Origin of the sequence: Nostoc sp. DedQUE08, from assembly GCF_034530895.1 — a bacterium.
Taxonomy (GTDB): Bacteria; Cyanobacteriota; Cyanobacteriia; order Cyanobacteriales; family Nostocaceae; genus Nostoc.
Map to the genome: position 1 here is coordinate 1 of NZ_JAVRCD010000084.1, position 22,292 is coordinate 22,292.

A 22,292-nucleotide genomic window follows, 5' to 3' on the forward strand; every position below is an offset into this window, starting at 1 on the left:
AAGAAGGAATAAAGCTGTACTGAGTTTTTTTCAAAAATCAAATATGAGTCCTATACAAAACTACAGACTGTAGGAGCAATTTTATGAATTGCTCTTACCTGAAAATCAGGGTTTTGGTTGTGTTATTTTGTGCCAGTTACTAGATGAGTCTTTTCACTATCTGAAACCCAGTAACTTCCAGAACTATCAGAAGTTAACTTGGTTTGTTGTGTGGCGCTGTTTGGTAGACCTCGCCCAGAATTTCCCTTAGTAACTGTCTGCCACCAAAGGGAGTTCATAGTAGTAATCGGACGAATTAAGGGTTGTCGATTTGTCACATTGTATAGTAAGGATTGCAAAATCATACTGTTGGTGCTGCTGGTAAAACCAACTGCCGTTTTGCCGGTGGTTTCGTAGAAGCCCTCATAAAATCCAACTAATGGATTATATAAGTCAGTCGTTCCTTCCTGTAACTGTTGACTATACTTATTGTCTGGAAGCAGGGCATTATAGGCAAAAGCTACTGCTGTACTTACCAATCGCCCCGTTGGTACTGGTTGACCATCATCTCCTAAAGCGACCCAAGACTCTCCTTGTCCAGTAATTGTACTGTGGACAGTGTAAGGTTTACGATCGATCAAGGTGGTGGCTGAGGCTGTGAGCGTGCCCGTGCGGCGGTAACGTTCAGCTTGTGCTTGAAAAATTGGTTCAAAGAGCGATCGCATTTTTGGATCTAATCCAAACTCCAATCCATAGAGTACAAAAGGATTGCTAACTGTATATTGGTTAACTTTAGAATTAGTATCTGTGCGATGGCGTTGAATTGGGACTTTCAATCCTTCCACTGAGGCAGTTTGATATTCGCCTCCAATAGCAGAACGATCGAGATTAAACCCCCATAATTGAAAAGCACGAGCGGCATATTCCTCATAACCCAAGCGGATTTCGGGGTTAACGCGGGTGAGATATCGCCCATCTTCTTCTTTGGTAACGGTGGCACTGGAGAGAATACCTTCGCGCACCACACGCAAGTATGACCAATCCAGGACAATTTTATCTACGGTAGCCGTGTATTCTGGATGACAGCTTTTTAAGTTGTAAAGCGCTGCCAGCATTCTACCCAAATCTAAAGCTGACCAACCGTTTCCTTCGGGAACTGGATTTCCACCATAATCGATTGGTTGGAGCGATCGCGTATCATAACTCCGACTTGGCAATTCCCCAGCAAATAACGGTAACTTTGTCAAAGCTCCTAAGAGATGGCGGGTGCGCTGGTCAAATTCTTTAGGGGTAATTGTATCGAGCGATCGCGCTGCATGGAGTGCAGCAAGATAATCTCCCAATCCCCAGAGGGTTGCACCTTTAAAATCACTGCGATCGTCTATCAGCCCACTCTTAGCGTGATAATTCGCTTGAAAGTATCGCCAAGCCGCCTCTGCATAGCGTCGTTCAACAGGCGTTAGCGATCGCTCTAGTTTCAGGTTAGATGATGACTGGGGACTATCCACTGGTGGAATAGGTGCAACAGCAACTTCTGTAGGTTTAGAAGTTGCGATCAGAGTCGTAACAGTAGAATTCGGTTGATTTACAGGTGTTGCACCAGAGGCATTTTCACTAGGTTTGCCAGTAGAATTCGGTTGATTTACAGGTGTTGCACCAGAGGTATTTTCACTAGGCTTGCTAGTAGACACACTCGCAGAAGCCGAAGCAATTAAAGGGTGATTTCCCTTAGCCTTATAGTATAAAATCTCCAAAATTAACCCATTCGTATTACCTGTTAAAGCTTTGTTGGGTTGTTTTGATTCTTCATAGATGCCAGCATAGTAACCGCTATCATCAGGACTGCGAAGATCCTTGACTGCATCAAAAACTTTTTGGGCATAAGCATTATCTGGAAATAGATAGCGCCAGCCAAAAGCAGCTTTTGTACTGAGGCTGCGAAACTGTGGGTAAGGTTGATTGGTATCGGTAATAGTTGCCCAGTTTGTACCGTTGGCGTAAACGGTGTTGTAGAGAAAATAAGGTGCTTGGTCGATATTATCTTCTGTTACCGCAGTTAACTGACCTGTGGTATCAAAACGCCGTTTTTGTACATCTAAAACCCTGGCAGCAAAATCAGCTAATTCACCTTGCAAGCCAAATTCAATCCCATCAAGGATATAAGACTCACTCACAACGTAATTATTAGCGTTGGTGCTTTGAAAGTCACGGCTATCAACAGGGATTTGCACACCATTAATTTCAACTAACTTAAATGGTTCTAAAGCAATAGCTTTGGGTGCAGAGAAACCCCAAAGTTGATAACCCCTAGCGCCGTATTCTTCGTAGCCGAGTCGTCCCTCTTGCACTAGTAAGGTTTTGTTGTCAGGAAGAACAGTCGCGCCATAAAGTTGTCCATCTTTGAGCGATCGCGCCACCTGCCACTTCGCTATAATTCCTTTGAGCCAGTCATTATATTGAGGATGACAGGTACGGATGACATCAAACGCAGCCAATATTCGCCCAACATCCAAAGCAGACCAACCAAGACCACGCTCTAGTGGATTGTTACCATAATCAACCATCTGTGCAGTGGCTGCGTTATAGACTTTATTGGGCAAAGCATCTTCAAATAACTTTAGACTGCTAAGAGTCGTCAAAAACTTATTGAGGCGAGAATCAAAGTCTGCTTGATCGGTAAGATTCAACCATCGTGCAGCATTCAATGCCATCAGGTAGTTACCCATATCCCAGAGTGTACCTGAAGGATAACCCCCAGTAGAATTGGTAAATCCCGTTGCTGGCTGATAATTTTTGACAAAATACTGCCAAGCCGCACGAGCATAAGTTTGTTCTTCAGATGTGAGCGGGGTTGTAATATTGCTACAGCTATTGGAATTTTGAGATAAGACTGGTGTCGGGATGTAAAACAAAAATTGCAGAAATGTTCCAATTAGGAACAATGCAATCCATCTCAACAGCTTTTGTTGAGGGGGTTTGTATATCATAATGCAAAGAAAGAGTTAGGACTTAGCAACGTCATAGCACATCTGTACAGCTATATTCATAAATAGAGATGTATTGAATGAGTCAAGTAGCGCTAGTAAATGATATTCGGAAAAATTCTGGAAATCAGGGTGAATTATACGGAAATTTTCTATACTGTTTCCTTAAATGGGGACTATATACGGAAGAAGTTTGTATTTTGCCGAAAAAGAGATTTTATAGAGAAAATTTATTTCTATATATAGATTACAAAAAATTACTAACTGTAATTTTTTGTAATTAACTATTTTAAATATTTCTACCGCAGAGATGCCACCTCTGCTGCCCAAGGTGAATATTGTAGATATTGCAGTAGCTATCCATTCTTCGGTAAGCACCATCGATGAGTTATTAGTCCTATTCCTGTAGAAAATCAAGATAGCGAAAATGGAAGTTGGGGCGATCGCAGCTAAGATACTCAAAATTAATTTTTAGACTAAACCGTTTAGTTTAAAATAGTGATTGGTAAATTTTTGACTTACTTATAACTAATAATTTCTTGAGAAGTTACGATGAAATCACAATCGAACTTTAGTTGAGATATTTCCTTCCCAGGCAATAAAAGCATCAAACAGCAATGCCTCTTCCGTTGAATTTTACCAATTTATAGTAAATCTCACTTAGCAAATCCCATGCCACATCGTCATTATCCTCCCGCCTACTTACGCTATCTCAAAGCCAGGTTATGGAATCTAGGGCGGCCTGGTTTTTGGGGAACTGCGATTTTTTTATCTGTAGTTGGGCTAGCAACCTGGGAATACTGGTCAAACCCAGATATTTTCGCTTATAAGCAAAAAAAACCAGTCGTTTTACAAAAGTCTGCTGATTCCTCGCTGTCAGAAGAAAACAAAGCTATTGCAGCAGATATTGATAACCTGCCAGCTTTATTTAATGACTTTGAGCAAGGAACTCTTTCATCAACGGCAAATGCGCCTGAACAACAGACTGAGGCAAAAAAGAGCAAAGGCTTATTAGATGATGTCATCAACAAACAAAAGTCTGCTAATAATACCAAATTAAATCCTGGTTTAAGTGTTAACGGCGACAGCTCCCCAGCTGCAAAAAATCCCTTTGTTCAACAAACAGACAATTTATTGCGTACTGGAACAGTTGATAGTAATAACCCGTTTCTAGGTCTTAAAACTTTTAATACGGCGTCTGAACCAACAGGGGGAGACCAAACATCTTCTAACCTGGGTGTTGGATTCACTAATCAAACCAATAAGAATCAAAATTCTCTCTCTATCGACCCTCTGCAAGCAGCGCTTAATCAATCGACAAACCAGAAATTGTCTAGCTTCAGTGGTACCACTGCAACTCAGACAAATGCTGTAGGGCAAGTTTCCGCTCCAGGAACAACCTTAATGCCACCCAGCAATAGCTTAACCAGTCAGAATTCTCTACCAAACACTGGGTTAACTACTGGGACAGGTAACACATCAACGGGTACGAACTTACCACAAAATCCCTACAATACCTACACTAATTTAAATAACGGCCAAGTAGTCCCTAATAATGGGTTAAGTACGGGTACGAACTTACCGCAAAATCCCTACAATACCTACACTAATTTAAATAACGGTCAAGTAGTCCCTAATGTAGCACCAAGTAATACTGTACCTTACTCTAGCCAAAGTCCGAGTCAAAGTGTTGTCCCACCCACAAACTCTGTAGGTTATGGGAATTATGGCTTGCAGCAACCGACCCAAATACCACAAACTAATTATGGGAATAATGTGTTGCAACAACCAACTCAACTACCACAGTCTAATTATGGGAATTATGGCTTGCAACAACCGACCCAAATACCACAAACTAATTATGGGAATAATGTGTTGCAGCAACCAACACAGTCTAATTCCGTATATCTTCTTCGCCAACTTCGAGACAAGTATAAAAATCCGGGTCAAAACTGATTTTAAGTACGTCGGCTAGAAAAAGTCTAGCTAGGGTGATTGTGGGCTATTTGGAATCATCGGAACTTCTGGTGTTTCGGGTTGTTGCTGTTGTCGTTGCAAATATTTACTCAATACATAAGCCATATCCCCACGGGTTACGGGTTTTAATGGAGAAATATTACCTTGAGCATCTGTATTCAGAAATCCCTCAGTAGCTACTGTCGCGATCGCTTTTCTAGCCCAAGTTGGGATAGACTTTTCATCTGGATGTGAAGCCAGAATCTCATTTACAGCAGCATCAGGAAATTGAAATACACCATAAGCCTGGGCGAAAATAGCCAGAGCTTCTGCCCTTGTCACTTTTTGGTTAGGAAAGAATTCGTTGCCCCGATAGCCTTTCATGATGTCAGTTTTTAGGACTGTCTGTATATCATTAAATGCCCAATAAGAACGAGGAACATCTGGAATAGTTAAATTTTCTTTGGTAACAGCTTCTCTTTTATCTAGGCGAAAGGCTTTTACCATAATCGAGGCTAATTCTGCCCGACTCACTAACCTTTCGGGATAAAATTTGCCATCGGGAAAATTTGTCATCCATTTGACAGCAGTTACCTGTTGAATGGAATCAGCTGGTATTTCAGAAGTAGATTCTGGTACTTGAGCAATTGCTGGCAAGCTTTGTAGTAGTGCCATTAAAGAGAGAGTAATTGAAAGCTGACGGATCATAATAACCACTTGTAGCTGCAAACGTGAATTGAAAAAAATACGTTACTGAGGTGAACGCAAAACTTAATCTCAGTTAATTAATGACGAATTTCGGCTAGGCGATGTTGCATAGCTACGTAATACGCCAGCTGGTTTTGATCGTCAGGAGAGTGGAAATCAGCAAAAACTTGTTTTTTACCTTTGATGTTTTGGCGTTATCCGCCCACTACTATGGACTATAGTCAGTTTTTCAGGAGTTTTGGGAATGACAACAACAGATCCCGTCAAGTTAATGAAGCAAGAAGTTGGCAAAGCCGCCGCCGCCCTAGTCAAATCGGGTTCCATTGTCGGGTTAGGTACGGGGTCAACTACAGCATATACGATTCAGTTTTTAGGCGATCGCCTCAAGTCGGGCGAACTCAAAGATATCATTGGTATACCTACCTCGTTTCAGTCAGAAGTGCTGGCGAAGCAGTACGGTGTCCCTCTCGCCACGTTGGATGCTATTGAGCGCATCGATATTGCCATTGATGGTGCAGATGAAGTCGATCCGCAAAAGAATTTGATTAAAGGCGGTGGTGCAGCACATACCCGCGAAAAAGTCGTAGACTACCTAGCAGAACAGTTCATCGTCGTGGTAGACAGTGGCAAGTTAGTAGACCGCTTAGGTTCTAGTTTTGCTGTGCCCGTGGAAGTGATTCCAATGGCAATTACCCCTGTAACCAATGCCATCAAAAAACTCGGTGGTAAACCAGAACTCCGCATGGGTGTAAAAAAAGCTGGGCCAGTAATCACTGACCAAGGAAACTTTGTCTTAGATGTCAGGTTTGACTCCATCGAAGATCCAGCCGGACTAGAAAAGACATTGAATAACATTCCCGGTGTTCTGGAAAATGGTATCTTCGTTAACTGTGTCGATTTAGTTTTAATTGGCGAAGTCAAAGATGGTCAGCCATTAGTGCGGCAACTGTAATAATTTTGGATTTGAGATTTTGGATTTTAGATGTCTCTAAAATCCAAAATTAAGCAATGATATTTCCACAAATCAATTATGTTTTATACATAACCCTTGTAGAGACGTAGCACTGCTACGGCTCTACGTTCTTTTTCACCAAATGTCTAATATCACTTGACTTTGAAGACAGTCGCTACAGACTAGAATCGAGCGCTAGACGATGACATTAGTACCAACTACCAGATTTGTTGCGGTGAAATTATCCAAAGTCGCCAAAGTGTAAAAAGAATAATAACCAAGGATTTGAACTTCTGTAGAAGTATCCGATTGCACAAATTGTAGGTTGCCATCACCGATGGGATTGCTGCTACTGTAGCCCTGACTTTTAAACAGGTCAGTCAGGACTAACTTATCCTGATTCTGATTAAAGTCAGTAATGGTATCACCAACATCACTCAAGGTTTGGTAGATGAACTGGTCATTACCTGCACCGCCAGTCAGGGTATCGTTATCTTCACCACCAACAAGGATGTCATTACCTGCACCGCCAACAAGGCTGTCATTACCAACACCTCCAACAAGGCTGTCATTGCCAGCACCACCAAGCAAAGTATCGTTACCTGCACCGCCGCGCAGCAGGTCGTTACCACTCTTGCCGTCAATGCGGTCATCGCCCTCTTGACCATTAATAACATCTGCTGAGTTGTCAAAGCCATTGAGATTGTTGTTCACGTCATTGAGAAAGGTGACTGTGTTCTTGTTTAAGATAGCGTTTTGGGTGGAGTTGGCATCGAAGACATCAAAGCTTTCACTAATGCTGGTTTGCCCATTAAACAGGATATTGCCTACTGCCGATACGTTTTCTAGGTTTTCCAGAGGAAAGTTTTGGAGAATAACTTTGTTATCAGCCACCCCTTCAAAGGTGATTTCTAGATTGTTACCATTCTGGGTGAGTAACAGATTTCGGGCTGTCAATCCAGCACCTTGAAATTTGAGGGTATCCACTTCGGCAATGATTGCTGCTGATGGATTTGAGCCTTTACCTAACCCACCGAAATCGGTAATGGTATCAACACCGTCACCTAATTTGTAAACAAATTTATCTTTGCCGCCGCCACCAGTTAGGATGTCGTTACCTTGATTACCTGTGATGGTATCGTTCCCAGCTTGAGCGTTAATTATGTCACTGTAGTTCTTGCCTACTAAATTATCAGCACCATTGGTTCCATTCAGCCCGTTAAACTCTAATGCACCGATATCAACTTTACCCTTAGATATTCTGTTAAATTGACCACCTCGTTGGTCGGTGGTGATGCCTGCTGGAATCAGAGCATTATTGCCAGCGTTAATGGCGGGACTATCTGCAAGTAAGGCATTAGTAAAGGTTGTACCACCATTATTTTGCAGGGGGCTAAGTCTTGGATCAATGGGTTTGGTTCTGATGCCGACGAGGGTGCTGGTAGTAAAGCCAGTGCTACCTGTGTTATCGCCAATTAGGTTATTACCAGCGTCGGTGAAGTTGCCGGAAACGTCGCGGGAATTACTGGAATCATCAGAATAGGGTATGTAGGAATTGCCTGCAATGATGGTATCGCCAACGATAACATTACCGCCATTACTGAAGACACCCCCACCGTTGCCACTAACACCGCTATAGTCAAAGCCCTCTGCTGTGTTATTGGTAATGGTGTCATTGGTGAGGGTGAGAGTGCCGCTGTTCAAGATACCACCGCCGGTGTAATATACACTATTACCAGAGACAGTGCTGTTAATCAGGTTAAAAGTACCTGAGTTAGAGATGCCACCACCGTCTGCCGCGCTATTATTAGAGACAGTGCTGTTAGTGATATCGACAGTGCCTAAGTTATAAATGCCGCCGCCGTAAGATGGGTAAGGGTCGGGACCTCCCCGCTCAAGACCGCTAGCGAACGCACTATTATTAGAGACAGTGCTGTTATTTATACTGACTTTACCTGTATTGAATATGCCGCCGCCATAGGCTGTGTTGAAACCGACGTTTGCATTGTTATTAGAGACAGTGCTGTTATTTATACTGAGTTTGCCTTTATTAAAGATGCCGCCGCCTAAGGACGATCCCCCATTGCCAGAGACAGTGCTTCCCGTCAGGCTGAGAGTGCCTCTATTAAATATGCCGCCTACTTCCCCTCTATTATCAGAGACAGTACTGTTAGTCAGGCTGAGGCTGGTATTGCTATTGAGCAAAATACTGCCTAAGGGATCATTAGCATTAGCAATCTTCAAGCCATCAATGCTGGCATCTGTCCCAGAACCCGATATCTCAAACACGCCTGATGAATTATTCCCACTCACTATGAGGTTAGATGCCCCAGTCCCCAAAATGGTAATATCATTGGTAATGATTAATTTGCCAGAGGTCAGGGTGATGATATCTGGGATGGCATCGGTGAACACGCCCGCAAAGGTAATCGTATCTGCCCCAACGGTCGCATTGGCATTGAGGATAGCCTGCCGCAACGACCCCGATCCAGAATCGTTGGTATTAGTCACCACAAATGTGCCAGTATTAACAGGTGGCGGGGTGACAGGGGATTGGACTTCGTAAGCACCAATATCAATAACACCGTTGAATATTCGGTTAAATCGAGTACCGCGTTGGTCAGTGATAACACCAATAGGAACTAGAGAATTATTGCCAGCATTAATAGCGGGGCTATTCGCAAGTAACGCCTGGGTAAAGGTTGTACCACCGTTATTTTGCAGCAATCCGAGTCTGGGGTCAATGGGGCTAGCACTTGTGCCGACGAGGGTGCTGGTGGTAAAGGCAGTGCTACCAGTATTATTACCAATCAGGTTATTGCCGGAGTCAATCAGACCACCACTCACGTCGGGGTGTATATCACCGGAGGTGGACTTGTCGAGGTTGCCTGCAATGATGGTGTTACTAACATTGACGTTAACAGAGGAATCAGAGGAACTAAAAACACCCCCGCCATTGCCAGTACCATTACCATCTGAGTCAGCTGTGTTGTTATTAATTGTAGCGCTGATTAGGGTGAGGCTGTTGTCACTGTTATAGCCTTGGCCATTGTATATGCCACCGCCATCTTCTAACGCTGTATTGCCAGAGATGGTGCTGTTAGTTAGTGTAGCTGAACTGTTAAAATAACTATCATTTCCGTTAAAAATGCCACCGCCAGAGGTTGCAGTATTGCCAGAGACAGTGCTATTGGTCAGCCTGAGATCACCGCCTTGATTATAGATGCCACCACCGGAGTTTGCCGTATTGCCAGAGACAGTACTGTTAATTAGGCTGAGAATACCAGTTTTACCAAAGGAAGCGTCATTAAAAATGCCGCCTCCGGCAGTATTGCCATTATAAATCTTGCTTGCCCCGGCGGTATTGCCATAAACACTGCTGTTAGTTAGGCTGAGAGTACCACCGTTATAAATACCACCTTGTGTATTGCCAAAGACGCTGGTGTTAGCAAGACTGAGGATGCCGCTATTAGAGATGGCACTTCCTGCTGTATTCCCAGACACACTGCTTTTTGCTAGGTTGAGGATGGAAGTTCTATTAACCTTAATACTGCCGCTAGCGATCGCCAGTCCATTAATATTGACACTTGTCCCTAATCCTGATATGTCGAATACTGTAGAGGCATTCTTTCCAGTCACAGTAAGCTTAGATGTCCCAGTCCCCAAGATGGTAACATCATCGGTAATCATCAGTTGCCCAGAGGTGAGCGTGATGGTATCTGGGGTGGTATCTGTGAATATTCCGCCAAAAGCGATCGCATCATCCCCAGCAGAAGCATTCGCTAACTTAATTGCCTCCCGCAGAGTGGTAATACCGTTATTGGCATCGCCATCATCTAAATCTTGGGAACTATTTACCGTAAACGTTGCTAGCACTCCTGCGTAAGCTTCTCGCGTCGTTTCTGCAAACGCCAGATTTACTTCCATATCAGTAGTGCGAACTTCTAACTCCCAGTTACCGCCTAATGCTGCATTGCCAATTCGCTGACGCGAAGCAGCAATATTTGCCCCTGTCAGTTGGTGCAGTTTTTCTACAAATTCTGCCCCTACATCACCCAAAGCTACATTGCAACCATAGATGAGTAAGTTAATAGGGTTATCGGCTTTGCTAGAGGTGGAAAATATCTTCTGCCATTGTTGAAGTTGCTGGCTGTATTCGTCGAGGGTATCAATTCCTAAATGGGTATTGCCCAATTGTAAGCAACCTGGGACACCGTGGCACACAATATGAATGTTAGCCAAATTCCAGCGATGTCTAACGGCAAGCTGCTGCGCGTCTACGCAACTCGCCAGAATTTTCGTAATTTGTTCAACACCGTTCTGTGTCGAGTCAAGCACGAACACTTGGGCATTATCAAGCACGCCATTGATTAAATCGCTATAGTCTTCAACCGCCGTATCGATGAAAACTAGACTATGGGTATATGAGGTAGAAGTTGCGTGATTTTCTGGGAAGTTGGAGGTATGTAACGTTGCCATTTTGTTACTTCAAGCTAGGGTAATGAGGGAAACTCAAACCGACTTCAGCCTTGCAATTACAGGGTTTTCACACAACTACTGAGAGTAAAAAAACTAGATATTTACTAATGTATTTTTCCTTTCGTTGCTATCATCTAGCAAATTGCTGCTTTTGTAAAGCAATAAAAGTATTTAATTTTACTGGGTTCCCTAATTCACATCTAGCAGATGTACAAAAATCAGTTTTTATACTGGTTCATCCTAAAAACCTAGATTTTTCGCCCACAAACGTGGTTTCTCAAGTTTTTTTGAGATCGTGCCAGATATTGAATTGATGAATTTGGGTTTTAAATAGTTTTTCTGAAAATGACTTTTATAAAACCTCAAAAATAGCCATAGCCCGTCTTCTGCTTTAAGCTTGCCGCACTCCCGCGCTATCATCTGAGAAAGATAAAACTGTTGCGATCGTGGGGAGGTCTTTCTCACTTCAGGAATTCCAACAACTACATCCCGTAAAATAGACAGGCAAGAACCCTGCCCGATAAAAATATGGGAAAATTTTTGGGAAATCCCTCAAAACTCAGGACTCGGTACTTATCTGCTCACTCAGGACTCAGGACTCTTTATGTTAGCAGGCACAATTTTGCAGGATGGAAAATATACCCTAATTCAAGAAATAGGGCGAGGTGGCTTTGGCATTACCTTTAAAGCTACGCATCACTACTTGGGTCAGGAGGTGGTGATGAAAACCATCAATGAACGGCTGCGACAACATCCTGATTTTGCCAAATTCGAGCGCCAATTCCAAGATGAAGCCAGACGATTAGCTACGTGTATCCACCCAAATATAGTCCGAGTTAGTGACTTTTTTGTGGAAGCTGGACTGCCTTACATGGTGATGGAATACATTCCTGGTGAAACCTTGGGAGACGCATTTGTATTACCAGGAATAACTTTGCCTGAAGCCACAGCAATTCATTACATCCGGCAAATTGGGGCAGCGTTGCAGGTAGTACACAACAACGGCTTGTTACACCGCGATGTTAAACCAGATAATATTATTCTTCGTCAAGGAACACAGGAAGTAATACTAATTGATTTTGGCATTGCCAGGGAATTTAATGGCGGTGTCAGGCAGACTCACACAGGTTTGGTTTCTGAGGGTTATTCTCCCATTGAGCAGTATATGACGCAAGCGGCGCGCACACCCGCTACGGATGTTTATGGTTTAGCAGCAACCTTGTATGCACTGTTGACAGCCCAAGTTCCCATGCCAGCATTATTGCGCGATCGCGAACAAATGCCTTCCCCCCGCGAACTGCAACCACATTTGAGTGCTGCTGTCAACCAAGCGGTAATGCGCGGTATGGCGGTAGAGTCTCGTTTTCGGCCAGCGACAGTTGCTGAGTGGCTGCAATTGCTACCTGGAAATGGGGTGAATGGAACACCGCAAGTTTTACCCACTTACGCAGTGCCAACTGTCAATTTATCTGCGCAGCAAGCAGCAACTTTAATTGGGAAAAGTGCCCAAAATTCTATTCATAGACCATCTGTGCTGGCGCAACCCAACCCAGGTATGCCTAAGGGAACTCTACTGGCTAAAAAGCTGGGATCATCTCAGGTACTTATTGGTATAGGTGTAGCCTTAGTTGCTGCTACAGCAGGTTTTGGAATCACAAGCATATTACCCAAATTTCAGCAGCCGACTGCCAAGCCACTTGTTGAAAAGCCAACTCAAGAATCAGGTGCGAAAGCACCTAATGTTGATAGTACATCTTCACCCAGAAGTGAACAGACCAACACCACTTCAAGAAGTGAAAAAGCACCCGTCTCTAATTCCAAACAGCGTCGCCGCAATCGTCGTTCTTCCCAAGAAGAATCTACCAGCAGCCCTGCAAGAGAACCGCAACGCGGTGATTCCGAACAATCCACACCTTCACCTAGCGTTTCTCCTACACCCTCTTTAGTGGAGAAACTACGGGCAATCCGCTCATCTCGAAAAGCTTCCCCCGCCCCCGCACCATTGCCATTCCCACAAAAGAACTTACCCGCTTCTAGTCAAAATCCTGCTTCCCCTCAACCCGTAAGTCCATCAAAACCTCTACTGATACCACCAACAGCACCAACAGAATCCAAACAATCAGATCCTTCTGCTGTGGTAGTACCAACACTAGAAAAGCAAAATTCACCGACTAATAGCCAACCCCAGAATATTCAGAAGTTCGAGGAAAAACCACAAGATGACAATAACTAGTCAATTTTGGATTTTGGTAAAGCAGCGTGGTAAGTCCGCAACCACCCTGGCTTCCAATACTTGTCGGGTTTTAGGGAAAGGGACTCATGTTAAAGGGTAAAAACCTTATATATCAAGCCTTACAATCCTTTTCCCTTTAACCGAGCAGTATTGCGCTGACTCCTATTAACTAATTACAAATTACGAATTACGAATTACGAATTACGAATTACGAATTACGAATTATTTTAGGAAGGGTTAAGTTTATTCTTTACAACAACTTCCCCCTTCTTATTAATCTTCACCGGATTCTTGGGAAAAGCTTGATTATTCAAATAACGCATAAGTTTTACAGTTTGAAAACTCCGATCGATATGAGGAATCCCCTGCCGATCCATCCGAACGGGAATAATTTTACTTGATACCAAATTTCCTACTGAGTTGAGTTTGACTTCTAAAATCATGGAGTCACCTGTTTGGGCATTTGTAGATAAAGTCCGATATCCCAAAAAGTTTCCTAAAGAATAGGCAATGATTTTTCCCTGATAAATTTCCATCGCTCTGGGAACGTGAGGGCCATGTCCTAGAACTAAGTCTGCTCCTGCATCAATCATGTTTCGAGCAAACGCGATCGCATTACCTCGATTTTCTCCATAAAAAAACTCTGTTTGATTCTTAACGTGTAGTGCCCCCGTTCCTTCCGCTCCAGCGTGCATCGATACTACTACAATATTGGCTTTATTTTTGGCTTCTGCCACGAGTGCTTTAGCTGCTTTTAAATTATGGATGGAGTTATACATTTCATAAGGAGAAAATCCGATCATTGCCACAGGGATATTGTTAGCTTCCAAATAAAGAATTTGATTTTTATAACCTAATGTTGCAATGCCTACAGCCTGAAGATTTTTCATTGTATCTTTGAACCCTACCGGGCCAAAGTCCATAGCATGGTTATTTGCCATATTGAACACATTAAAACCAGCCTCAGCAAAAAGCTGGGCGTATGCAGGTGGAGAGCGAAAGGCAAAGACTTGTCCTCGACTAATATCTTTGGCAGTATAGGGATAATTAGTTAGACTACTTTCAAAATTTCCAAACAAGATATCAGATCCTTGCAAGTGAGTTCTCACTGACTTTGGTAATAATTGATCTCGAAAGCGAGGTAATCTATACTTAGGGAAATTAGTGCCAGGAATAATATCTCCAACGGCTTTGATAGTAATAGTATTTGGAAAGGTTTGTTGTTGTATTTTTGATGGGGTAAGTTCAGGAATAGCTAATGGAAACTGCATTGTCTTAGTCGGCATAGTAGCAGCGTTTAATCGCTGTGATTGACCAAGCCGGATAATGACTCCTATACTAATACCCAGATATAAAGAAATACCGATCAGACTAAATGAGAATACTCGCCCCAAGCTGCGATCTACCACCGTTCACTCCTCACACGATGGCATTAGTTTATCCCAAAAATATGCGTTAACGGTGTATATTTTAGGGTTTTTGGCAAATATTTGACTGCGTAAATATTGAGCGATAATCCTATCTAACTTGCAAATAAACAGACAAGTTGTTCAATATCCTTGCTAAAGGTAGGCAAATTTCAGCCACATTGTAGTAAATTTTCAGTAATCTTTTGAACGGAGAGGGGGGGATTCGAACCCCCGTTGGGTTTCCCCAAAACGCATTTCGAGTGCGTCACCATGAACCGCTCGGACACCTCTCCAACTATTTATTCAGACATTTGAGTATCTATTCTACATTCAAATGCTGTAAATTTAGGAAAATCTTGCTGGACTCCCTATACTACTATAGCATTATCGCTTTTTTTGCGTAATGCAATCTTCCAAGAACACCAACGGCAAATTAAGGTCTGTAGACATCGAAAAAGACATCACGAGATTCATGTTACTTAGATTAGCATGGCTTAAAAATAACAGTCCTCGTATTATTCTGTGAAATATTTTTTAATCAGCATCCTCTGATCTCAACTACTCCAATAAAAGCGTAGCCGTAAGGCTTGTCGTCAGACATCGCACTCTCGTTAATCCTTGCCTTCTATCGCTTAAACTACTGCTGTATCTGCTTTCTACACTTTAACTCTTTTGTTAAGAAAGATGTGACTAATGCATAGATCCCGAAACTAAAAATCCCACCAATCAAAAGGTGGGATGAGTTAAGTATTGAATTGGTTACAGGGACAGGCAGAGCAAAAATCTTAAATCTCTACTGTACTTAGATATTTATTACCTTATTTTTTCAGTACCAGTACAGACAGCAAAAATCACACTAATTAGAATGATTGAAGTGCTTCTGTTTCACTGTCATAAGTCTCAAAAACCGTTATGAGTTGGGTTATCATCAGAATATCGTGAACTTTCGGGGGAAGATTTGTTAATTTAAGTTTCCCACCCTGGTTAGTTGTTGCAGTATAACTTGATACTAGTTCACCTATTCCAGAAGAGTCTATTGTAGTCACTCCGCTTAAATCGAGCAAAATCTTTTTAGCACCATCTGCAAGTGCGCTTCTGATAGATTCGCGAAGGGTTACATCACCTTCGCCAATTGTCACTTTGCCTTTTACATCTAAAATAGTCACGTCTTTCACAGTTCTTGTTTCTATTGACATAGTTATGCTTCGTTAATAGTGTTGTTTTACAAGAACTTATCACGCCCGAAAAATCGTTACAAGGACAGTTAAGACAGATAAGACACTTAAGGAAAAAAGATAAATAAGTTTAGAAAAGTTAGATTCTCGCAATCTATTTTCGTTTGGCGTTGTCGATGCTGTCACTTGTTGGGGGAATGTCGAATTTACTTTACTTGGTAGGCATAGAGACTTCCCAAATTCCTTGATTTCCGCCATATTCTAGAACATAAATCTTATTGCTAATAATCTCAGCATCAATGGGATTACTAAAACCTTTGACAAGGCGCGTAGCTTTAAGTTTATAGTTGGTATTTCCTACTTTAGTTAAATTTAAATGCAGTAGGTCTTGGCTGGCATCTTTAAAAGGGCCTGTTAATGTTTCGCCAGTGGGATCGCCTGCTGTCCAACTCAACATAAATCCATCTCTCTTGAATTCTGGAATCATTACTCCTTGTGTATCAAAAACTAACCCTAAAGGAGAACGGTGTGTTGTAAAAGTGCTAAAACTTTTCCCAATAACACTGGCATCTTTGATTTTTCCATCTACAGGATCGCGGTAATTATCAGCGTCTGGGCCAAGATTAGGAATTGGTTCAATCAAATTTCCAGTAGGCCGAATAGGAAAGGTTGGATCGTTACGATAGTAGCCTTTTTGGATGGCGTTAAATTGAGGGCTTAACAATCGGTCAGTGGCAGGATTATAATTGGGAAATTGTTGTGGATTATCTGTTCCACCAATACGCCAAGGAAAGCCGTAATTACCACCTAAACGTAGCCAATTTAATTCTTCAGACATGTCGCGATCTGGGCCATTTTCTGTGCCAAATAAATCCCCATTGGGCGCAAAAGCCATATCGAAAGTATTACGTATTCCTTCTGCAAAAATATAACCAGCTGTCTTTAAAGTTGCTCGATTGTTTGCCAGAAAGAGATTGTTACCATTACTAGGAAGACGAAGTATACAGGCAGTTAATCCGACTTCGCGAGTATTGGGATATAGGCCATCAACAGACTGAATCTCACCATGATCGGTACGAGAACCGCTATTCACATAGATAAAGTTACCATCCAGGCTAACAACTACGCCGTTGAACCGATGGTCATAAGCTGTTTTGCTTTTGGGATAGGCTTCACTCTTAGCTAAGATAGACCAGATACGCTGTTTTGTACTCGAATTAATTACACCTTTAACAATAATTGCTTGAGTTTGGTTATTCACAAGGTCTGCATTGCCAACTAAATAAATTGTGCCGTTAGGGCCAATGGCCATACCTTGAGTTTCACTTAAATTATGATTACTAGAGTTGTAAACAAGGGTTTTAGTAGAGGAGGCTAAATTGACTTGATAAATCTCACCATTTCGTTTGAGGTAATAGAGAGTATTGTTTCGTGGATCTTTTACAATCCGCACAGAAGGAGATACTGATAATGTATTAATAATATTGCGAACCTTAATATCAGGACGCAAGCTTTGAGGAATAGCATTTATTCCAATAGTGCTATGATTTAATAAAACTATTGTAAATAATAGTGTTATTGTAAATAACAGCGTTTGAACAGCAATCTGATTGAAAAATCTGCGTTTAACTTGGTTAGATGATTTCATGTTATTCATGATTTCCTTGATAAATTGGTTATTTAATTTTGTTGCTAAATTCTTATTGATGAGTGGAAAAGTTTTGAAATTTTAGCTTGGATTTTAGGAAATCATCGTGCTGAAACATTTAAACCTTTATGGGACATTTTTTGCAGTTGGCAGCGCTATTTTTATGTGATGGATGGAAAGTTTACCTCAGTCTTATTAACCTAGAAGATCGTATCGTCAGTAAAACATATATGACCACAGTAGAATGTGAAAATACACGTTTACGTCATTATCTTATACACCTACAGACACTCCTAATGTCACTACTACTTCGCTATGGAAAAAAGTTATGCTATTCCAAATTAGTAGATATGCTTAAATATTCAATTTGAATGTTACTTAGCTCTTTTAAGTATAGAGAAATACCCATATTTAGCTAATTCATCCTGCATTTATGTAACGCCTATTAGTGCAATCATACTACGCTCCCATCTTTTAAAAGCGAAAAGCAATCCGCACCTGGAAAAACTTTTCAACAAAATATTTCGGATTGTCTGATAACTTACTGTATTCTGGGATATCCTACCTTGTGGAAAGCCAAATAATGACTATGAATATGCAACGACTCATCAAAAAAACTTCTAACCCAATTCGCAAGATAACAGAAGTAACTCCACCATCGACTGAACCCATTGAGATGCCTGAGAGTCAAGATATTCCTGAATCGGTGGTTGAACCAAATCCACCTGTGTACATTGAAGCATCCGAATCGGACTACATCTGGGAACACTATCGCCCTTTACGCTCCGTTGGTAACTCTGGCTGGCAACCGTCTGATGTGTGGCGCGAGTTGAGGGTTGATAATTTCTGTGGGTGAGTAATATGAATGCAGAGAGCCATTCGATTCATGGCTGAATAAAATTATACGTTTGTGTAAGTTCTGCTGAAATGTAATTTCTCAGCTACAGCAATAAAGTAGCGCAGATTTCGTAGTCTCATATTTTTGATACTTTATACGTATCAATTTTAAATAAATATATATTGGACATCTCAAAAAAGGCTACATATCATACTCGTACAGAGATTTGATTGAGGCCTGAGCAATGAGTGAAAAAACAACGTCAGAGAATTTTAGAAGTAAAGCTGTTACACAAGGGGTACAGCGATCGCCAAATCGGGCTATGCTGCGTGCAGTAGGTTTTCAAGACGAAGACTTTAAGAAAGCAATTGTCGGTGTGGCTAATGCCTACAGCACCATCACTCCCTGTAACATGGGGATTAATCAACTAGCACTCATAGCTGAAGCTGGAATTAAATTAGCCGGGGCAATGCCGCAAATGTTCGGCACAATTACTATTAGTGATGGGATTTCGATGGGAACTGAGGGAATGAAATATTCCCTTGTGTCACGAGAAGTGATTGCTGACTCCATTGAAACCGTTTGTAATGGTCAAAGTATGGATGGTGTGCTGGCTATCGGTGGCTGTGATAAAAATATGCCAGGGGCAATGATTGCAATCGCACGGATGAATATCCCGGCTATCTTTGTTTACGGTGGGACAATTAAACCCGGACACTACAATGGCCGCGATTTGACTGTTGTGAGTTCCTTTGAGGCTGTGGGTGAACACAGTGCTGGCAAAATTGACGACACCGAACTGATGGAAGTAGAACGCCGCGCTTGTCCTGGTGCTGGTTCTTGCGGTGGGATGTTCACAGCCAATACTATGTCCTCGGCTTTTGAAGCGATGGGTATGAGTTTACCTTATTCTTCCACAATGGCGGCGGAAGATGACGAAAAAGCCGATAGCACGGAAGAATCAGCCAAGGTATTAGTAGAAGCAATTCATAATCAACTGTTACCCCGGCACATTATCACGCGTAAATCTATAGAAAATGCTATTTCTGTAATTATGGCTGTGGGTGGTTCAACTAACGCCGTGTTACATTTTCTGGCGATCGCTCGTGCGGCTGGTGTAGAACTTAATCTAGATGATTTTGAAATTATCCGCGATCGTGTCCCGGTTTTATGCGATTTAAAACCCAGTGGTAGATATGTTGCCACAGACTTACATCAAGCTGGTGGTATTCCTCAAGTGATGAAAATGCTATTGGTACATGGATTACTTCACGGCGACTGTATCACCATCACAGGTAAAACCATCGCCGAAATTTTAGCATATGTCCCCGATGAACCACCAAGCAATCAAGATGTAATTCGTCCTTGGAATAACCCGATGTATGCCCAAGGTCACTTAGCCATCCTGAAAGGAAATCTCGCTACAGAGGGAGCAGTAGCAAAAATTACCGGAGTGAAAAATCCCAGCATTACCGGTTCTGCAAGAGTTTTTGATTCCGAGGAAGAATGCTTAGATGCCATCCTTGCAAGTAAGATTAAAGCCGGTGATGTAATTATCGTCCGCTACGAAGGCCCGATTGGCGGCCCTGGGATGCGGGAAATGTTAGCACCCACCTCAGCAATTATTGGTGCAGGTTTAGGCGATGCAGTGGCGTTAATTACTGATGGACGCTTTTCAGGTGGTACTTATGGGATGGTAGTCGGACACGTTGCTCCCGAAGCCGCCGTTGGTGGTGCGATCGCTCTAGTCGAAGAAGGTGATAGCATCACTATTGATGCTAATTCTCGCTTGTTACAAATCAACATTTCTGATGCAGAATTAGCCCGTCGCCGCGCCAAATGGCAACCCCGTCCACCCCGTTATACAAAAGGCATCTTAGCAAAATATGCCAAGTTAGTTTCCTCTAGTAGTGTTGGTGCTGTTACAGACTTGGATTTATTTCATGAGTAGGGAGTAAGGTTAGAGACGCGAGATATCGCGTCTCTCTACAAGAGTATGAAAAGACAATTTTCTGGCATTGGCTGTAAAACTTACTTATGTTTTAAAGTAGAAAATAGTTGAGTGAAAGTGTTTGTTACTACCAATGAAAGTTTTAGGGTCAGTCTTGCCAATCCTGTTGTTGTTATGCAGTCCTGCTATGGCAGTTGAGCTTAAAGGACAAAATATTGACGGTCAAAAGCTACCTGCTACAGCTTATTATTATGCAACTGGCGGGGTCTACAAAGTTCAGGTGCGCTTTCACAACAAACGAGCCACAATTTACTTTGATGACGGCAACCAAACAACTATACAGCTGAACCAGCAAGCGATCGCTGACTCAAAGAATATTGAAGGTTTTGGAAAACTAGGACAATATCCTTTAAATAGAATATTCAGTGTGGGGTTGGTGTATGACAATAATTGGCTTGGTAGCAATGATAGTCAATTCCAACTGTCTAATCCGCTAGATGGGTTGTGGAAAATTAGTTTGGAGTGAATACTCATCCGAGTTTAAAACATTTCTTACTTCTGACAGGGCAACTCAACAATTGACCTCTTGTAAAAGTGCTTTTTGCAAGAGAGGGGAAAAGGGTAAAGGTTAAAGGGGAAAGGGAAAATAACAAACCTTTCCCCCTTTCCCCTTCCCCTTATCCCCAGAGGGGACCCCACCTTCCCCTTTTCCCAACAAATGCCAAGAAGTCTAATATGTCCTCTGCTAGACTCGAAGTAACTACTTAATTCATAAAGTAACATATATCTATAATTATATTGGAGTTTTAAATAACTAAGCTGCTTAAAAGCCTGCCAGACAAAGATTTCCTTTTGAGTATCGCGATCGCGATTCAAGTAGGATTACTATATGTATATGAACATAATAATTACATAAATGAAAGTTGGCATTCACAATACAGTAGAAATTTTAGAGCAAGTTCACCAATTAGAGTCCACACTAGGTCTTAAAAATGAAGCCTGCCGTTCTAAGTTTTTGATTCATTCTGACTTCACGTCAAAAGTTTTTTTGTTTTTGCATGGTTTTACAGCAGGCCCTTACCAGTTCGAGCCGCTTGGTAAAGCTTTCTTTAACCAGGGATATAACGTTCTGATTCCTTTACAACCCGGTCATGGCCGCTTAGGTGACTGGAAGTCTCAAAATCCTCCACCCCTGCCAACAGATATTGATATTTATCAACAATTTGTCATCAAATGGTTGCAGATTGCCAAAACGCTAGGGCAACAAGTTGTAATTGGTGGATTATCAACAGGTGGAACTTTAGCTGCTTGGTTAGCTTTAGAGCATCCTCAAGAGATTGACCGCACTTTATTGTTTACGCCTTTTTTAGGTAGCCGCTATTTACTATTCGATCGACTCATCAAAATTCTGCCAATTTACTTTGAATGGTTTAACAAAGATGCACCTGGGAATTTTGGTTATAAAGGTTTTCGTCTGAAGGCCTTACGGATATTTCTGGAATTGGGATATCAGGTTTTAGACAAGGCTCAAAGCTGTGTTTCTGCCCCAATCTTAATGGTATGTAGTGAGGCAGATAGTGCTGTTAGTCGCTCGAAACAGCAGGATTTTTTCCGAAGAATACTTAAGCAGCAACCGAAATCCTGGTATTACTGTTTCGATGATTCGCTTCACATTGAACACCGAATGATGACAAAATTGGAAGACAATGATTATGAAGAACTGGTAATTATCCTTGCTAAAGCATTTGTTGAAAGTAATTTAACTTGGGTAGAGTTTCAGGAAATGGCAAAGCGGATAGCGCAGGGACAAGCTTATGACCAAATCATGCGAGAACTCAACTTTGACGAACAAGTTTTTCCACAGCTATCTGCAATGATGACTCAAGGTTTTGGCTGTGAGCATCTTAAATGTATCAATCCAGATTCCTAATGAGCATCTCAATTTTGCAAAAAACGGAGAGGTTAAAAAGCAATTTCAAA

General features: G+C 42.0%; 13 protein-coding genes, 1 tRNA gene and 1 pseudogene. 8 read left to right on the forward strand and 7 right to left on the reverse strand.

The window, feature by feature from the left end:
* Window positions 1–122: 122 nt before the first annotated feature.
* On the reverse strand, window positions 123–2,966 hold the full coding sequence (locus tag RMY64_RS33435; protein ID WP_322702291.1) for a DUF3131 domain-containing protein: 2,844 nt from the start codon (window positions 2,964–2,966) through the stop codon (window positions 123–125).
* A 669-nt stretch (window positions 2,967–3,635) separates the two neighbouring features.
* On the opposite strand from RMY64_RS33435, the gene RMY64_RS33440 reads away from it, so the two are divergent.
* Window positions 3,636–4,919, forward strand: coding sequence for a hypothetical protein (locus RMY64_RS33440; protein WP_322702292.1), 1,284 nt, complete (start codon window positions 3,636–3,638; stop codon window positions 4,917–4,919).
* A gap of 30 nt (window positions 4,920–4,949) precedes the next feature.
* Here the strand turns inward: RMY64_RS33440 and RMY64_RS33445 are convergent, their stop codons facing one another.
* Window positions 4,950–5,627 (reverse strand): S-layer homology domain-containing protein, encoded by a 678-nt coding sequence (locus RMY64_RS33445; RefSeq protein ID WP_322672417.1) that lies wholly within the window; start codon window positions 5,625–5,627, stop codon window positions 4,950–4,952.
* Window positions 5,628–5,871: 244 nt separating this feature from the next.
* On the opposite strand from RMY64_RS33445, the gene rpiA reads away from it, so the two are divergent.
* Window positions 5,872–6,579: a ribose-5-phosphate isomerase RpiA gene (gene rpiA / locus RMY64_RS33450; RefSeq protein ID WP_322702293.1), complete on the forward strand. Its 708-nt coding sequence runs from the start codon at window positions 5,872–5,874 to the stop codon at window positions 6,577–6,579.
* A 195-nt stretch (window positions 6,580–6,774) separates the two neighbouring features.
* On the opposite strand, the gene RMY64_RS33455 is transcribed toward rpiA, so the two are convergent.
* On the reverse strand, window positions 6,775–11,058 hold the full coding sequence (locus RMY64_RS33455; RefSeq protein WP_322702294.1) for a DUF4347 domain-containing protein: 4,284 nt from the start codon (window positions 11,056–11,058) through the stop codon (window positions 6,775–6,777).
* A 604-nt stretch (window positions 11,059–11,662) separates the two neighbouring features.
* On the opposite strand from RMY64_RS33455, the gene RMY64_RS33460 reads away from it, so the two are divergent.
* On the forward strand, window positions 11,663–13,291 hold the full coding sequence (locus RMY64_RS33460) for a serine/threonine protein kinase (RefSeq protein WP_322702295.1): 1,629 nt from the start codon (window positions 11,663–11,665) through the stop codon (window positions 13,289–13,291).
* A gap of 227 nt (window positions 13,292–13,518) precedes the next feature.
* On the opposite strand, the gene RMY64_RS33465 is transcribed toward RMY64_RS33460, so the two are convergent.
* The 4 genes from RMY64_RS33465 to RMY64_RS33480 form a co-directional block, all read right to left on the reverse strand.
* Window positions 13,519–14,700, reverse strand: coding sequence for a CapA family protein (locus RMY64_RS33465; RefSeq protein WP_322702296.1), 1,182 nt, complete (start codon window positions 14,698–14,700; stop codon window positions 13,519–13,521).
* A 208-nt stretch (window positions 14,701–14,908) separates the two neighbouring features.
* Window positions 14,909–14,993, reverse strand: a tRNA-Ser gene (locus tag RMY64_RS33470).
* Window positions 14,994–15,560: 567 nt separating this feature from the next.
* Window positions 15,561–15,896 carry an STAS domain-containing protein gene (locus tag RMY64_RS33475; protein ID WP_322672413.1) on the reverse strand — a complete coding sequence of 112 codons (336 nt, stop codon included), beginning with the start codon at window positions 15,894–15,896 and terminating at the stop codon, window positions 15,561–15,563.
* 190 nt (window positions 15,897–16,086) lie between these two features.
* Window positions 16,087–17,523 (reverse strand): PQQ-dependent sugar dehydrogenase, encoded by a 1,437-nt coding sequence (locus RMY64_RS33480; protein ID WP_322702297.1) that lies wholly within the window; start codon window positions 17,521–17,523, stop codon window positions 16,087–16,089.
* A gap of 78 nt (window positions 17,524–17,601) precedes the next feature.
* Here RMY64_RS33480 and RMY64_RS33485 point away from each other — a divergent pair.
* The 5 genes and pseudogenes from RMY64_RS33485 to RMY64_RS33505 form a co-directional block, all read left to right on the forward strand.
* Window positions 17,602–17,894, forward strand: a pseudogene (locus RMY64_RS33485) (hypothetical protein); the annotation flags it as partial.
* A 212-nt stretch (window positions 17,895–18,106) separates the two neighbouring features.
* On the forward strand, window positions 18,107–18,379 hold the full coding sequence (locus RMY64_RS33490; RefSeq protein ID WP_322702298.1) for a hypothetical protein: 273 nt from the start codon (window positions 18,107–18,109) through the stop codon (window positions 18,377–18,379).
* Between the two features lie 226 nt (window positions 18,380–18,605).
* Complete coding sequence (gene ilvD, locus RMY64_RS33495) at window positions 18,606–20,312, forward strand: dihydroxy-acid dehydratase (protein ID WP_322702299.1); 1,707 nt, start codon at window positions 18,606–18,608, stop codon at window positions 20,310–20,312.
* A gap of 187 nt (window positions 20,313–20,499) precedes the next feature.
* Window positions 20,500–20,838 carry a hypothetical protein gene (locus tag RMY64_RS33500; RefSeq protein WP_322660052.1) on the forward strand — a complete coding sequence of 113 codons (339 nt, stop codon included), beginning with the start codon at window positions 20,500–20,502 and terminating at the stop codon, window positions 20,836–20,838.
* Between the two features lie 390 nt (window positions 20,839–21,228).
* Window positions 21,229–22,242, forward strand: coding sequence for an alpha/beta hydrolase (locus tag RMY64_RS33505; RefSeq protein WP_322702300.1), 1,014 nt, complete (start codon window positions 21,229–21,231; stop codon window positions 22,240–22,242).
* The last annotated feature ends 50 nt before the right edge of the window (window positions 22,243–22,292 follow it).

Excerpts from the sequence above, each read along its gene's own strand:
- RMY64_RS33435 (WP_322702291.1), bottom strand. The coding sequence starts at position 2,966 with ATGATATACAAACCCCCTCAACAAAAGCTGTTGAGATGGATTGCATTG.
- ilvD (WP_322702299.1), top strand. The coding sequence starts at position 18,606 with ATGAGTGAAAAAACAACGTCAGAGAATTTTAGAAGTAAAGCTGTTACA.
- RMY64_RS33460 (WP_322702295.1), top strand. The coding sequence starts at position 11,663 with ATGTTAGCAGGCACAATTTTGCAGGATGGAAAATATACCCTAATTCAA.
- RMY64_RS33475 (WP_322672413.1), bottom strand. The coding sequence starts at position 15,896 with ATGTCAATAGAAACAAGAACTGTGAAAGACGTGACTATTTTAGATGTA.
- rpiA (WP_322702293.1), top strand. The coding sequence starts at position 5,872 with ATGACAACAACAGATCCCGTCAAGTTAATGAAGCAAGAAGTTGGCAAA.
- RMY64_RS33505 (WP_322702300.1), top strand. The coding sequence starts at position 21,229 with ATGAAAGTTGGCATTCACAATACAGTAGAAATTTTAGAGCAAGTTCAC.
- RMY64_RS33480 (WP_322702297.1), bottom strand. The coding sequence starts at position 17,523 with ATGAAATCATCTAACCAAGTTAAACGCAGATTTTTCAATCAGATTGCT.
- RMY64_RS33490 (WP_322702298.1), top strand. The coding sequence starts at position 18,107 with ATGACTATGAATATGCAACGACTCATCAAAAAAACTTCTAACCCAATT.
- RMY64_RS33445 (WP_322672417.1), bottom strand. The coding sequence starts at position 5,627 with ATGATCCGTCAGCTTTCAATTACTCTCTCTTTAATGGCACTACTACAA.
- RMY64_RS33440 (WP_322702292.1), top strand. The coding sequence starts at position 3,636 with ATGCCACATCGTCATTATCCTCCCGCCTACTTACGCTATCTCAAAGCC.
- RMY64_RS33455 (WP_322702294.1), bottom strand. The coding sequence starts at position 11,058 with ATGGCAACGTTACATACCTCCAACTTCCCAGAAAATCACGCAACTTCT.
- RMY64_RS33500 (WP_322660052.1), top strand. The coding sequence starts at position 20,500 with ATGGCAGTTGAGCTTAAAGGACAAAATATTGACGGTCAAAAGCTACCT.